The sequence below is a fragment of the Lichenibacterium minor genome (assembly GCF_004137685.1).
GTDB classification, from domain to species: Bacteria; Pseudomonadota; Alphaproteobacteria; order Rhizobiales; family Beijerinckiaceae; genus Lichenihabitans; species Lichenihabitans minor.
Map to the genome: position 1 here is coordinate 1 of NZ_QYBB01000069.1, position 13,465 is coordinate 13,465.

Annotated in this window: 11 protein-coding genes; 6 read left to right on the forward strand and 5 right to left on the reverse strand. The window is 69.1% G+C overall.

Annotation, left to right across the window (positions count from 1 at the left end; translation table 11 throughout):
- Positions 1 to 261: 261 nt before the first annotated feature.
- Positions 262 to 963 (reverse strand): DUF1345 domain-containing protein, encoded by a 702-nt coding sequence (locus D3273_RS25630; protein ID WP_245501391.1) that lies wholly within the window; start codon positions 961 to 963, stop codon positions 262 to 264.
- Positions 964 to 1,242: 279 nt separating this feature from the next.
- Here D3273_RS25630 and D3273_RS25635 point away from each other — a divergent pair, with 279 nt between their 5' ends.
- The gene (locus D3273_RS25635; protein ID WP_165359697.1) at positions 1,243 to 2,091 is read left to right on the forward strand and encodes a transporter; all 849 of its coding nucleotides are present in this window, start codon (positions 1,243 to 1,245) and stop codon (positions 2,089 to 2,091) included.
- Between the two features lie 442 nt (positions 2,092 to 2,533).
- Here the strand turns inward: D3273_RS25635 and D3273_RS25640 are convergent, their stop codons facing one another.
- Genes D3273_RS25640 through D3273_RS25650 form a run of 3 tightly spaced genes read right to left on the reverse strand, consistent with a single transcriptional unit; the run spans position 2,534 to position 6,004 of the window.
- On the reverse strand, positions 2,534 to 3,742 hold the full coding sequence (locus D3273_RS25640; RefSeq protein WP_207210904.1) for a CaiB/BaiF CoA transferase family protein: 1,209 nt from the start codon (positions 3,740 to 3,742) through the stop codon (positions 2,534 to 2,536).
- The gene (locus D3273_RS25645) at positions 3,739 to 5,085 is read right to left on the reverse strand and encodes an MFS transporter (protein ID WP_129229801.1); all 1,347 of its coding nucleotides are present in this window, start codon (positions 5,083 to 5,085) and stop codon (positions 3,739 to 3,741) included. The genes D3273_RS25640 and D3273_RS25645 overlap by 4 nt, the downstream gene beginning before the upstream one ends.
- 58 nt (positions 5,086 to 5,143) lie before the next feature.
- Positions 5,144 to 6,004 (reverse strand): HTD2 family dehydratase, encoded by an 861-nt coding sequence (locus D3273_RS25650; protein WP_207210905.1) that lies wholly within the window; start codon positions 6,002 to 6,004, stop codon positions 5,144 to 5,146.
- Between the two features lie 123 nt (positions 6,005 to 6,127).
- Between D3273_RS25650 and D3273_RS25655 the strand changes: the two genes are divergently transcribed.
- Positions 6,128 to 7,018, forward strand: a complete 891-nt coding sequence (locus D3273_RS25655) for a LysR substrate-binding domain-containing protein (protein ID WP_129229803.1) — start codon at positions 6,128 to 6,130, stop codon at positions 7,016 to 7,018.
- 385 nt (positions 7,019 to 7,403) lie between these two features.
- On the opposite strand, the gene D3273_RS25660 is transcribed toward D3273_RS25655, so the two are convergent.
- On the reverse strand, positions 7,404 to 8,297 hold the full coding sequence (locus tag D3273_RS25660; RefSeq protein WP_129229809.1) for a LysR family transcriptional regulator: 894 nt from the start codon (positions 8,295 to 8,297) through the stop codon (positions 7,404 to 7,406).
- Positions 8,298 to 8,561: 264 nt separating this feature from the next.
- Between D3273_RS25660 and ripC the strand changes: the two genes are divergently transcribed.
- The 4 genes from ripC to poxB are packed head-to-tail and all read left to right on the forward strand — an operon-like array spanning position 8,562 to position 13,077.
- A complete protein-coding gene (gene ripC, locus D3273_RS25665) occupies positions 8,562 to 9,407 on the forward strand; it encodes an itaconate degradation C-C-lyase RipC (protein WP_129229804.1) in 846 nt (281 codons plus the stop codon).
- 35 nt (positions 9,408 to 9,442) lie between these two features.
- Positions 9,443 to 9,970 carry a (R)-specific enoyl-CoA hydratase RipB/Ich gene (gene ripB / locus D3273_RS25670; protein ID WP_129229805.1) on the forward strand — a complete coding sequence of 176 codons (528 nt, stop codon included), beginning with the start codon at positions 9,443 to 9,445 and terminating at the stop codon, positions 9,968 to 9,970.
- An 11-nt stretch (positions 9,971 to 9,981) separates the two neighbouring features.
- Entirely contained in the window at positions 9,982 to 11,307 is a 1,326-nt protein-coding gene (locus D3273_RS25675; protein WP_129229806.1) for an acetyl-CoA hydrolase/transferase family protein, read from the forward strand.
- Between the two features lie 42 nt (positions 11,308 to 11,349).
- Complete coding sequence (gene poxB / locus D3273_RS25680; RefSeq protein WP_129229807.1) at positions 11,350 to 13,077, forward strand: ubiquinone-dependent pyruvate dehydrogenase; 1,728 nt, start codon at positions 11,350 to 11,352, stop codon at positions 13,075 to 13,077.
- Positions 13,078 to 13,465: the final 388 nt, after the last annotated feature.

The window sequence follows — 13,465 nt, forward strand, 5'->3', positions numbered from 1 at the left end:
TCCTTGGGCGGCTTACCGACGGCGGCCCTCAGCCTAGACGCTCGGCCAGTGCCGGCCGCCGTCCGTAACCCTTCACCGACCCGGCCATTGTTGGACCGCTACGGCAGTCTCCGAAGCGGACATCTCAAACGCCGCACCGATATTCGCTTCACACCGTGTCGGGCTCGCGGGGGGCAGTTGAGCGCGTCTCGACCCTCCCTCCTGGCGAGGTCCGGTCCTGCCGCCGCGTGAGGCCGCGAGGTTGGCGGGACGCAGACCACCTCACGTCAGCAGTCCGGCCAGGATGTTGATCGTCAGGGCCAGAATCACCGTGTTGAACGTGAAGGCTACGATGCCCTGCACGGTGCCGATCCGGCGCATGCGCTTCGAGGTGAATTCCACGTCGGCGGTCTGGGACGCGACGCCGATCACCACGGCAAAATGGATGAAGTCCCAGTAATCCGGGCTGTCGTCGTCCGGGAATTTCAGGCCGCCCTGCTGCAGCGTCGCTGGGTCGCTGTCATCGTCCGGCGAGTAATATTCATGGGCATAGTGCAGCGCGAAGATGAGTTGCGTGAAGAACCATGAGATCGCCACGCTGCCGAAGGCAAGCGCCACTCGCGACGCTTCATCAAGCCCGTGTGCGCCCTTTGCGAAGGACAGCTCGACGGCGACGGCGGCCAGGGACGCTGCGGAGAGTGCCAACACCAGGGCAAGGATCATGCCTTGGCCCTCGTCCTGGCGCGCGGCGGCGCTGCGGATGAAGGGCGCGTCAAGCCCTGCGATGTGGCTGAGTGTCATCCACAAAAAAGCGACACAGCCGAGATCCCAGGCCACGATGAAGCGGGTCGGCATGTCGAGCCCCGACGGCACGAAGGCCAGCAGCAACCCGGCCAAGAGGCCGAGGCCGATGGCGGCCGCGAGCCGGGGACGGGAGCCGAAGGGACCGAGGTAGCCGAGCGGGAAAGGGCGGGACGTGGTCATCGCCAACAGTCATGCACCTCGGCGACACTCGCCGCAATCTGAGCGACGACGGAGGCTCGTTCAATCCATGCTGGCAACTCCACCCAGGTTCACCGAAGGTCGACGGCAGGCGCTTTCGGCCGTTGCAGATCGAGCACGCACCCTCTCGCGTCGTCTCGACGGGCGCATCCCTGTCGACTCCGATGTCGACAGCCGCTGGCGGGAGGGTTTAACCGTCGACATGGTTTCCCTCATTCGGCGAGCGGAACGGGCTAATCGATGCGATTCACAACGGCTTTCTTGACCTCCCTCGCGTGCTGTCTCACGATGCTATCCGGTCCCGCGACCGCCGGCGACCCGTCAGCAGGCAAGTCGAGCTACAGCCTGTTCGATCCCACGCCCGACAGCGCCTTGCGCAGCTTCATCCCCGACCGGCCTCTGAACAGCATTTCTCCCTTCACGATCGACGCCGGGCGACTTCAGGTCGAGAGCGACGTCCTGGACTTCAGCCAGTCGAGCGACCGCCGCACCACGACAGGGACGCTGGAGAGCCTCGATCCCGAGGTCAGGCTCGGCTTGACGCAGTCTTTGGAGTTTGACCTGCTGACGGCGGGCCTGCTGTCTGATCAGACCACGGCGAACCGCACCGGCCGCGTGACGTCGCACGACATCGGGACTGGAGCCGTGACGCTCCAGGCGCGCTACAATTTTTTCGGCAACGAGGGCGGGACCTATGCCCTCGCTTTGGCGCCGTTCGTCTCAATTCCAAGTGGTGACCGGCATTTTGGCATTCAGCGTGTCGATGGCGGCATCATCGCTCCACTCAGCATCAACCTGCCTTCGGATTTTCAGCTCGTCTTGGAGACCGAGATCCAGGCGATGCGCAACGGGACAGGGCCGGCGTTCGCGAGCTTCACCAACATCGCCAACCTGTCCCACGCCGTTCCGGGTGTCGACCATCTCACGGCGAGTGTGGAGTTCACTTCGGTGGTAAACGCCGACCGACTCACGCCTGACACCTACACAGCCGAGGCGGCCTTGGCCTACCTCGTCACTCCCACTACCCAGGTCGATCTCGGCGGCTTCGTCGGGCTCAACCGGGCCGCACCTGACTTCCAGATCTCGGCCGGCGTGGCGCATCGATTTTGATGCCGAACCTGCGGCCCAGTTTACTCTACTGTCGCGAGCTGTTGGCCTCCATCCGGTCCCGGCAGGCTATGCCGGACAACTGCTTCGGCTCGATCGCGATCCAGAGCGGAACGCTGCTACCCACCCATCCTTGACCGGCGGGAGTCGACCCGACCAAGACGTTGAAGCTCGAGTGCCGGTTGCTCTGGAGCGGACGTCCGTCTGACCTACTGCATCGCTCGCCGGTGGGCAGGTCGGACTGGCTGGCGATGCTGCTTCCCCATATGTCCCCGATCACGGCTGAAGAACACCGAAGTGAGGTGGCGCCTCCGGGATGGCCGAGATTTGCAAGTCGGGACGGCGAGCGGAGCGCCGCATGCGGGCCTGCGTTCCGTTCACCCCGCTCTTTGGCGGAGGCGTCTGGTGCCGACGGTCGATTTCGGCTGTCGACGACGGAGGCGGCTCAAGGCGCTTGCGGACAGAGGGCCTCGACGCGCTCCGGTTCCAGGCCGAGTTCCCGAAGGATCGACACCGTGTGCTCACCCAGAGCCGGCACGGCATCCAGGCGGGGCGACGAACCGCGCGGCGTCGCTGGCGGGACGAGAGTCGGGACCGGTCCCACGGGCGTCGACACCTCGGTCCAGCGGTCGCGGGCTCGGAGCTGGGGATGGTCCCAAACGTCGCGCATCGTCCGGACCTGGGCGTTGGCGATCCCCGCGTCTTCGAGCGCCAACGTGATGGCTTCCGCCGTGGACAATCGGAAGGAGGCCGAGATGATGTCGGTCAGCGCGCCCCGGTTGCGCACCCGGGCCACGTTGGACGCGAAGCGCTCGTCGCTCGCCAGATCCGGTCTGCCGAGCACCCGCTCGCAGAACACGGCCCACTCGCGCTCGTTCTGCAGGCCCAGCATCACGGTCGATCCGTCACCGCTCGGGAACGGGCCATAGGGGAAGATCGTGGCGTGGCTCGCGCCGGTGCGGGGCGGCGGAGGGGCGCCCTCGAAGCCGTAGTACAGGGGGAAGCTCATCCACTCGCCCAGGGCTTCGAGCATGGAGATGTCGAGGTGGGATCCGCATCCCGTGCGCTCGCGCCGCAGCAGCGCCGCCAGGATGCCGCTGTAGGCGTACATGCCGGCGGCGATGTCCGCGATGGAGATGCCGGCCTTGGCCTGCTGGTCGGGGGTGCCCGTTACGGACAGGAAGCCTGCCTCGCTCTGGATGAGCAGGTCGTAGGCCTTCTTGTCGCGGTAAGGGCCGTCCATCCCATAGCCGGAGATGTCGCAGACGATCAAGCGGGGATGGTCAGGGCGAAGCGCCGCCTCGGACAGCCCGAGGCGGGCCGCGGCGCCCGGCGCGAGGTTCTGCACGAGCACGTCGGCCCGCCCCACCAGGCCGCGCAGGACGCCCGCGGCGTCGGGATGCTTCAGGTCGAGCGCGAGGCTTTCCTTCGACCGGTTGCACCAGACGAAATGCGATGCCATCCCGCGCACGCGGTCGTCGTAGGATCGGGCGAAATCACCGACTCCGGGCCGCTCGACCTTGATGACCCTGGCGCCGAGGTCGGCCAGCTGCCGCGTCGCGAAGGGCGCCGCGATGGCGTGTTCGAGCGACACCACGGTGATGCCATCCAGCGGGCGCGACCCGGGCGCGGACGTCATGGCGGCGGCAGTCATCGGGTGAACTCCGGATCGATCGTCAGGGGGGGAAGCGCGAAGGCCTGCTGCGTCTGAGCCGCGGTGCGGCTCCGCCCGAGGAACAGGCCGGCGACGGCGCTGACGAGGCCCATGGCGGCAAGGTAGGCCGCGACCGCGTAGCCGGAATGGAAGTGGACGTAGAGCCAGATCGACACCAGGGGGGCGGGGCCGCCGGCGATGATCGAGGCGCATTGGTAGCCCAGCGAGGCGCCGCTGCACCGGATGCGCGCCGGGAACGATTCAGCGATGAAGGCGGCCTGCGGCCCGTACATCATGTCGTGGATCACCAACGCCAGCACCACGCCCAGGACCACGAGGGCGGGCTGGCGCGTGTCGAGCAGCCCGAAGAACGGAAAGGCGAACAGCGTCATCCCGAGGGCTCCGGCGAGGTAGACCCGCCGGCGCCCCGCCACGTCCGACAGCCAGCCGAAGAAGGGGAGCGTGAGGGTGGACACGAGGGCTGCCGCCAGCACGGCGTTGAGGATGAAGTCGCGTCCGAGCCCGAGATCGTTCGCCCCGTAGAAGACCACGAAAGTCGACAGGATGTAGAACGACGCTTGCTCGCCGGGCCGGATCAGCGCCGACAGCAGGATCTCGCGCCAGTTTCCCCGAATGGCGGCCATCACGGGTGCGTCCGGCACGCGTCGCTCAGCCACCATCGCTGCGAACGCGGGCGTTTCCTCGGCGCGGAGTCTGATCACGAGTCCGACGGCCAGGAGGACGGCCCCCGCCACAAAGGGGTATCGCCAGCCGTCGGCGAGGTAATCGGCCCCGGTCAGCGCGCTGCACAGGCGGTTGGCGCCGATCGACAGCACGAAGCCGATCGGCACGCCCATGTGGGCCAAGCTGGCCACGAGGCCCTGCCGCTTGCCGCTGTGAGTTTCCAGGGCCATCAGCACCGAGCCGCCCCAGTCGCCGCCGACGCCGAGGCCCTGCAGGAAGCGCAGGAGGACCAGGGAATAGCCAGCGGCCGCGCCCCAGCTCGCCTGGGTGGGCAGCAATCCGATCAGCAGGGTGGAGACGCCCATGAGGGACAGGGTCGACACCATGGTGATGCGGCGGCCGAGCTTGTCGCCGATATGGCCGAACACCGCCGCCCCGATCGGCCGGGCCAGGAACCCGATGAAGATGGTCGTGAAGGATTCGATCAGGCTGGCGTTCGCGCCGTCGGCGGAGAAGAACAGCTTCGGGAACACCAGCGCGGCCGCGGTCCCGTAGAGGAAGAAGTCGTACCACTCGATCGACGAGCCGACCATGCTCGCCATGACGGCACGGATCTGCCGGTCGCGCCCCGATCGGATCGGGTCGTCACTTCGTATCATCGTCGTCTCCTCCAGTTTGTGTCGTTGACGCGGTCCGCCCGTTTCCCGGGCTTTCTCTTCAGCGCGGTCGCAGGACGGCGCGGGCCTCCATGGCGATCGTGCCGTCGTCGGTCTCGGCCCACAGCCGGAGCGCCGCGGGTTCCTCGCCGGGACGGCCGCAGATCCGGACCGGGCTGCCGTCGAAGGCCGTCGCGAGCGCGCGGAACGAGAAGGCCGCCAGGTCCTCGTCCGGCCGCGCGCTCCCTGCGAGGCCGGCCAGCAGGGTAGCGAGCAGAGGCCCATGCACTACGAGGCCGGGGTAACCCTCGACCTCGGTGGCGTAGCGACGGTCGTAGTGGATACGGTGGCCGTTGAAGGTCAGCGCCGAATAGCGGAACAGCAGGACGTCGTCGGGAACGATCTCCCGCGTGAAGGTCGGCTCTGGAGGAGCCCGCTTCGCCGCAGGCGAAGGGGCGCCGGCCGCGGCCGGGCCGCGGTAGACGATGTCGTGCTCCTCGACGAGGGCGAGGCCCTCAGGGCCGAACACCTCGTGACGGACGACGACGAAGACGAGCGGCCCCGTCCTTCCGTCCTTGGCCGTGACGTCAGCGATGGTCGAGACGCGGCGAATCGCGTCGCCTACGCGGAGCGGGGCGAGGAACTCGAAGCGCCCGCCCGCCCACATGCGCCGCTGCAGCGGCACGGGCGGCAGGAAGCCGCCGCGCCGGGCATGGCCGTCGGGGCCGAGGTCGGCCCCCGGGTGCAACGGGAGGAAGAACAGCCAGTGCCACAGGGGTGGCACGACGTCCCCGCCGACGGGAAGGGGCCGCCCGGTGTCGAGCGTCGCCGACAGGGCCGCGATCGGCGTGGGACCGACCGCGTCCACCCGCGTTTCCCCGCGCCCGATCCAGCGCTGCAATTCCACGATGTCGACCTGCATCGACTGCCTCCCCATGCCGTTCTTTTGTCGGGAGGATGGCGCGAAAGCGCGCCACGGTGGTATGCGTCAGTCGTCGACCCACCCTTCGCGGATCGCGAAGGCCGTCGGCGATGGGAGGCGGCCATGAGGTTCGACGTGACCGACCTCAGGCTCTTCGTGCAGGTCGCCGACGCGGGCAGCATCACCAAGGGCGCCGCCGCGGCCAACATCGCGCTGGGGGCTGCCAGCGCCCGGGTGCGGGGGATGGAAGAGCAACTCGGGATTCCGCTGCTGGTGCGGGACCGCAGCGGCGTCGTCCCAACGCCAGCCGGTCGCGCGCTCCTGCGGCACGGCCGCAGCATCCTGCAGCAGTGCGATCGGATGCATGGCGAGCTGGAAGAATATGCGAAGGGGTTGAAGGGGCACGTGCGCCTCTTCTCCAACACCAACGCCTTGACGGAATTCCTCCCGACCGCCCTGAGCTCGTTCCTGCGCGCCAATCCCGGCGTGAACGTCGACGTGCAGGAGCACCTGTCCGACCAGATCGTGCGCGGCATCCGCGAAGGCATGGCCGACATCGGCATCGTCGCCGGGACGGTCGACCTGTCCGCTGTCGAGACTTTCCCGTTCCGGCAGGACCGCCTCGTCGTCGTGACACCGCGATCGCACGCGCTCGGACAGCGGCGTCGCATCCCCTTCGAGCACATCCTCGACGACGACTTCATCGGCCTGGAGACGGGGGCGGCGCTCCAGGACTTCCTGGCCGATCATGCCCGCCGCCTCGGACGCCGGCTGCGCCTCCGGATCCAGTTACGGGGCTTCGACGGCATCTGCCGCATGGTCGAAAGCGGAGCCGGGATCGCCGTCCTGCCGGAAAGCGCCGCCCGGCGCTACAAGCGGTCGATGGCGATCCGCGTGGTCGAGCTCGAGGACGGCTGGGCTTCGAGGAAACTGGTCATCTGCGTGCGCCGCGTGGACGATCTCCCTGTCCACGCCCGGCGGCTGGTCGAGGAGCTGCGCTGCGCGGACCGGTGAAGCGAGCAGCGGTCCCCGAGGACGGACCGGCCGAGCCATCGCGCAGGCGAAAGGTCCTCGGGGCCAGCGCCATCCGGTTCGGCGTGAAGGTCGCGATGACGGGCCCGCCCTCGACCCGGAGCCTGGCGTCGATCGGGTCGAAGGTGCGGCTTATCGTGAGATGCCGAACCGCACGACCAGCATGTCGGTCAGCAGGTCCGCCTGACCGACACGCTGCACGATGCGGGCGACACCGCCTTGGGCGACCCGTACCGCCGGTTGACCGCGCGCGCGCCTCGACGCTCTGTTCGGCTCGCCATCTGCGGCTCGCCTGCACGGCGACTACCTGAAGGGCGTCGCCTGACGCGAAGCCCGGGGTGCCCCGATCGTCCGACGCCATCCCGCTTCAGGCGGCCCGGATCCGCTCGCGCGCGAGGCGCAGGAAATGCGCCACCACGGGGGAGCGGTCGTCCGTCCGCCAGGCCAGGGACAAGGGCGCGCGCGGGCCGTCGGCGCCGAGGCTTCGGTAGCTGACGCCGACGACGCCGACCTGCCTGATCGACGCCGGGACGAGCGAGAAGCCGAAGCCGGCGGCCACGAGGTTGACCACGGAGGCGATCTGGGGCGCCTCCTGGCCGATGCGCGGCTCGAAGCCCGCGGCCCGGCAGGCGGACATCACGAGACGGTGGAGCTCGGGGCCGGCCGCGCGCGGAAACGTCACGAGATCGTCCGCGGCCAGATCGGCGAGCGCCAGACTTTCGGCCCCGGCGAGGGGGTGGGCTGTCGACAGAACCGCGAGCAGCGCTTCGTCGTCGACGCGCAGCAGGCTCGGCCGGTGGCGGTCGGAGGGGCCGGGGCGGACGAAGGCGGCGTCGATCGCGTGCCCGTCGAGGGCGTCGAGCAGCATCGCGGTGTTGTTCTCGAAGAGCTCGACAGCGACGTCCGGGAAGGCGTCGCGGAAAGCCCGCACCGCGCCGGTCACCATGGGGTTGTAAGGGGCCGAGCCGGTGAAGCCGAGCCGGAGGCGGCCCTGCTCGCCGCGGGCCGCCCTCTGCGCGGCCCGCACGGCGCGGTCCGCGCCCGCCAGCACGGCGCGCGCCTCGTCCAGAAACGCTTGTCCGGCGGCCGTCAGCTCGGCGCCCCGCGGGACGCGCCGGAACAGGGCGGCGCCGATCTCCCTCTCGAGATCCTTGATCTGCTGGCTCAGGGGCGGCTGCCCGATCCCGAGGCGCGCGGCGGCGCGGGTGAAGTTCGCCTCCTCGGCCACGGCGACGAAGTAACGGATGTGACGAAGCTCCACCATGTTCGGATCCCTGGAAGCGTCGCCGCGGCGTCGGGTGCCGAGCGTGCTCCGTCCGTAGCAACGGCGGCGGCCCAGAGCCAGCATCGGCGAGGCCGAGGGGCGCCATACGGCAAACCTATCGCGATCGCAGGCCGCGCCTATTGGATCGCCGGCCCGGCGGGCACGATCTCACCGACAGGGGCGAGAGGGCGGGAGCGGCGGACGGGGATCGGAGATCCCAGTCGCGGTCCTGGCGAGCCGCCCGCTCGTTGAAGGGAAGCCATGTCCACCGACGCACGCACGCGACCCATGCGGTCCTGGCTGTTCACACCCGCGACGCGCCCCGAGCGCTTCGGCAAGGCGCGGGAGGTCGGCGCCGACGTCCTCATCCTCGACCTTGAGGACGCGGTTGCGCCGGCCGACAAGAGCAGCGCCCGCATCACCGCCATGGAGCACGCCACGGTAGGGCGGGAGGGCGGCCCGCTGCTGGCGGTGCGCGTCAACGGGCTCGCGACGCGGGCCGGCCTCGCGGACCTGTCGGCCCTGCTCGACGGGCGCGCCGACCCCGATTTCGCCGTGCTGCCGAAGGTCGAGTCGGCTGGCGACCTCCGGACGGTGGACCGCCTGCTCGGGGCCGCCAACAAGCGGGCCCGCCTCGTCGCCCTGATCGAGAGTGCCCCCGCGCTCGCCCGATTGGAGGAGATCGCCGCCGCGACGCCCCGGCTCGCGGCGCTGCTGTTCGGCGCCGCCGACATGGCGGCCGATCTCGGCGCCGAGACGGCGTGGGAGCCGCTGCTCGGGGCGCGCCAGCGTCTCGTCGCGGCGGCCGCAGCGGCCGGCGTGCTGGCTGTCGACACGCCCTTTTTCGACGTGCGCGACGCCGAAGGCCTCGCGGCCGAGACCCGGCGCGGGGTGGCGCTCGGCTTCGCCGCCAAGGCGGCCATCCACCCGGCCCAGGTCGGCCCGATCAACGCCGCCCTCACCCCGAGCGACGAGGCCGTCGCCAATGCCCGCAAGGTGCTGGAGGAGAACGGCAAGGGGGTCGGCACGGTGGGTGGCCTGATGATCGACGAGGCCGTCGCCCGCAAGGCCCGCCGCACGCTCGCGGTCGCGGGCGAGACCGCTTGAACCACGCACGCGTGAACCACCCTCAGGAGACGACGATGCAGGACCTTCTTCCCGCCTATAAGACCGTGGGCGAGCGGCGCTACCGCGAGACTTCCGGCCTCTATTTCGAGGACTTCGTGCCCGGCGACGTGTTCGAGCACCGGCCGGGCCGCACCGTGCTCGACGTCGACAACACCTACTTCACGCTGTTGACCCTCAACGTGCAGCAGGTGCATTTCGACGCCGCCTACGCGGCCAAGACCGAGTGGAAGCGCATGCTGGTCGACTCGACCTTCACGCTGGCGCTGCTCACCGGCATGAGCGTGCGCACGGTGAGCGCCAAGGTCGTCGCCAACCTCGGCTGGGACAAGGTGAAAGCCAGCCATCCCGTCTTCGCGGGCGACACGCTCTACGCGGAAAGCACGGTTCTCCACACGCGCGAGTCGAAGAGCCGCCCCACCCAGGGCATCGTCACGGTGGCGACGCGGGGGATCAACCAGGACGGCGCCGAGGTGATGAGCTTCGAGCGCACCATGCTGGTGCACCGGCGCGGGCACTCGCCCGAAGAAGCGGCCGGCTATTGAGGGAGGCCGAGATGAGCAGCGTCCAGGACCTTTACCGCGCCAAGCTGCGCAACCCCGCCGACGCGGTCGCGGCGATCCCGAACGGGAGCCGCCTCGCTATGGGCATGGCCACGGCCGAGCCCCCCGCCCTGCTCGGCGCCCTCGCCGAGCGAGCGCGCGCCGACGCCGCGCTCGACCTACGCCTCTACTACTTCGAGGCCATGTCGACCGCCGGCGACACGGTGCTGGCCTACGACCTCCGCGACCGAATCCGTCCCTTCTGCATGTTCATGACCGGCGTCGACCGCCGTCTCGTCAAGGAGGGCGTCGCCGACAGCGGCACCAAGTTCCTGAACTACGTGCCGAACAACTTCCACCAGTCGCCGCGGCTGATGGTGGAGGAGGCGCGCGTCGACACCTTCGTGTGCACCGTGTCGCCGATGGACCGGCACGGCTTCATGAGCTTCGGCACCGGCAACGATTATTCGACCGCGGTGGCGCGGGCGGCGAAGCGGCTGATCGTGGAGGTCAACCCGCACATGCCGCGCGTGTTCGGCTCCGGCTCGGCGCTGCACGTGTCCGAGGTGACGGCGGTCGTGGAGCACGAGGCCCCGCTCCTCGAGCTGCTGGTGCGCGCGGGGTCGGACGAGGACCGGACCATCGCGCGCACGGTGGCCGGCATGGTGCCGGACGGCGCTTGCCTGCAGATGGGCGTCGGCGCGCTCCCCAACCTCGTCTGCGCGGAGCTCGGGGGGCGCAACGACCTCGGCATCCACAGCGAGGTGATGAGCCCCGGCATGGTCGACCTGATCCGCTGCGGACGCGTGACGAACCGCGCGAAGGCGCTGAACCGCGGCAAGAGCGTCTTCACCTTCGCTATGGGCCAGAAGGCCATGTACGATTTCATCGACGACAACCCGTCCGTCGAAAGCTGGCCCGTCGACTACGTCAACGATCCTTCGAACATCGCGCGCAACGACGGCGTCGTGTCGATCAACGGCACCATCGAGATCGACCTCACCGGTGCCTGCAACTCCGAGCACATGCTCGGGCACCAGTATTCGGCCTCGGGCGGGCAGCTAGACTTCGTGCGCGGCGCCTACGCGTCGCGCGGCGGCAAATCGATCATCGCCGCCTCGTCCACGGCCGCCAAGGGCAAGGTATCGCGCATCGTGCCGCGCTTGTCGGGTCCGGTGACGACGCCGCGCATCGACACGCACTGGATCGTCACGGAGCACGGCGCCGCCGACATGAAGGGGCGCTCCTCGACCGAGCGGGCCCACGCGCTGATCGCCATCGCCCACCCGGACTTCCGCGACGGCCTCGCCGAGGCCGCCCGGGCCATGCACCTGATCTGACGCGACAGCGCCCCTTTACCTCCTCGTTCAACGGAGCCCAGCATGTCCCGCAAGGTCGCGGACCAGTTTGTCGAGACCCTGGAGGCGGCGGGCGTGCGCCGCATCTACGGCGTCGTCGGCGACAGCCTCAACGGCATCACGGAAGCCATCCGGGCGCGCGGCAGCATCGAATGGCTGCACGTGCGCCACGAGGAAGTAGCCGCCTTCGCGGCCGCGGGTGAATCCCACGCCACCGGCGGGCTCGCGGTCTGCGCGGGGTCCTGCGGGCCCGGCAACCTCCATCTCATCAACGGCTTGTTCGACGCCCACCGCTCGCGCCTGCCGGTTCTCGCCATCGCGGCCCACATCCCGTCGGCCGAGATCGGCTCGGGCTACTTCCAGGAGACACATCCGGATCAGCTGTTCCGCGAGTGCTCGAGCTATTGCGAGATGGTGTCGAGCCCCGCGCAGATGCCGCGCGCGCTCGAGACGGCCATACGCCGGGCGGTGGCGGAGCGCTGCGTATCGGTGATCGTCATCCCAGGCGACGTCGCGTTGCGGGACGCCGTCGACGCGCCGCCGCCGAGCGCCGCGAGGATGCTGCCGCCCCTCCCGGTTGTGGTCCCGCCCGACGAGGCGCTCGACCGGCTCGCCGCGCTGCTCGACGGGTCGAAACGCGTGACGATCCTGTGCTGCGGCGGCGTCGAGGGGGCCCACGACGAGGTCGTGGAACTCGCAGCGGTGCTTCAGGCCCCGATCGTCCACGCGCTGCGCGGCAAGGAGCACATCGAGTGGGACAACCCCTACGACGTCGGCATGACCGGGCTGATCGGCTTCGCGTCCGGCTACCACGCCATGGGGTCCTGCGACGCCCTGCTGATGCTCGGCACGGACTTCCCTTATCGACAGTTCTACCCGAAGGACGCCCGCATCGCGCAGGTGGACCTGCGGGCCGAAGTGCTCGGGCGTCGCGCGCCGGTCGAGCTTGGGCTGCTGGGCGACGTCGGGGCCACGGTGAGAGCCCTGCTGCCCCGGCTGGCCCGCGACCGCGACGACGCCCATCTGCGCGCCGCGCTGGACCATTACGCCCGCACGCGGGTCGAACTCGACGAACTGGCGTCGGGGCGGGCCGGCGGGCGCCTCCATCCGCAGCAGGTCGCGCGCGTGCTGAGCGAGCTGGCCGACGAGGACGCCGTGTTCACAGCCGACGTCGGCCTGCCGACGGTTTGGGGCGCCCGCTATCTCACGATGAACGGCAAGCGGCGGCTGATCGGGTCTTTCTGGCACGGCTCCATGGCCAACGCCATGCCGCACGCCATCGGCGCCCAAGCGGCCTTCCCGGGCCGGCAGGTGATCTCCCTTTCGGGCGACGGCGGCTTCACCATGCTGATGGGCGACCTGCTCACGCTGAAGCAGCTGAACCTGCCCGTGAAGGTGATCGTGTTCAACAACGGCGCGCTCGGCTTCATCGAGGTCGAGCAGAAGTCGTCCGGCTTTGTCGACTTCGGCACGGGCCTGGACAACCCGGACTTCGCCGCCATGGCGCGGGCGGTCGGCATCAAGGGCATCCGGGTCGAGGACCCGGCTTGGCTCGAGGCGGCCCTCACCGAGGCGCTCGCCCACGACGGGCCCGTTGTGGTCGACGTCGTCGTCGAGCGCATGGAGCTCGCCATGCCGCCGAAGGTGACGCTGGAGATGGCCAGGGGCTTCACCCTCTACATGCTCAAGGCCGTCCTCAACGGCCGCGGTGACGAGGTGGTGGAACTCGCGAAAGCAAATATTTGGCGCTAAGGTGTCGTTCCAGGATCTTTTGCAGTCTGGATCGATAAACTTCTGCTTATCGCTTACACAAAATCAGAGATAGCCGGTCAGCTCTCCACTATTTATCACTGTTTTGTCTGAAGATACTGAGATTTCATCTCAAGCGTCACCACTTGTTGCAAAATGGCTGCTTGCACGACGCATTTTGTGACAGACTTTTAAGGCATGCTAAAACTTAGGATATGTGCGACAGCACCCGCTTCGACCCTCAGCGCTGAGCGTCGTCCAGTGCTGATGCAAGATCAGCAATCAGGGCGCCCTCTTCCTCCAGACCGATATTGAGGCGCACCAAGCGGGGACCCACGTCGACGCCACCCCGCGGCAGGCTGTCGTAGGCCATCACGAGGCTTGTCACCCC

What these genes read in the sequence shown, in the direction of transcription:
- D3273_RS25630 (WP_245501391.1), bottom strand. Translation starts at nt 963, where the DNA reads ATGACCACGTCCCGCCCTTTCCCGCTCGGCTACCTCGGTCCCTTCGGC.
- D3273_RS25640 (WP_207210904.1), bottom strand. Translation starts at nt 3,742, where the DNA reads ATGACTGCCGCCGCCATGACGTCCGCGCCCGGGTCGCGCCCGCTGGAT.
- D3273_RS25645 (WP_129229801.1), bottom strand. Translation starts at nt 5,085, where the DNA reads ATGATACGAAGTGACGACCCGATCCGATCGGGGCGCGACCGGCAGATC.
- D3273_RS25650 (WP_207210905.1), bottom strand. Translation starts at nt 6,004, where the DNA reads ATGCAGGTCGACATCGTGGAATTGCAGCGCTGGATCGGGCGCGGGGAA.
- D3273_RS25655 (WP_129229803.1), top strand. Translation starts at nt 6,128, where the DNA reads ATGAGGTTCGACGTGACCGACCTCAGGCTCTTCGTGCAGGTCGCCGAC.
- ripC (WP_129229804.1), top strand. Translation starts at nt 8,562, where the DNA reads ATGTCCACCGACGCACGCACGCGACCCATGCGGTCCTGGCTGTTCACA.
- ripB (WP_129229805.1), top strand. Translation starts at nt 9,443, where the DNA reads ATGCAGGACCTTCTTCCCGCCTATAAGACCGTGGGCGAGCGGCGCTAC.
- D3273_RS25675 (WP_129229806.1), top strand. Translation starts at nt 9,982, where the DNA reads ATGAGCAGCGTCCAGGACCTTTACCGCGCCAAGCTGCGCAACCCCGCC.
- poxB (WP_129229807.1), top strand. Translation starts at nt 11,350, where the DNA reads ATGTCCCGCAAGGTCGCGGACCAGTTTGTCGAGACCCTGGAGGCGGCG.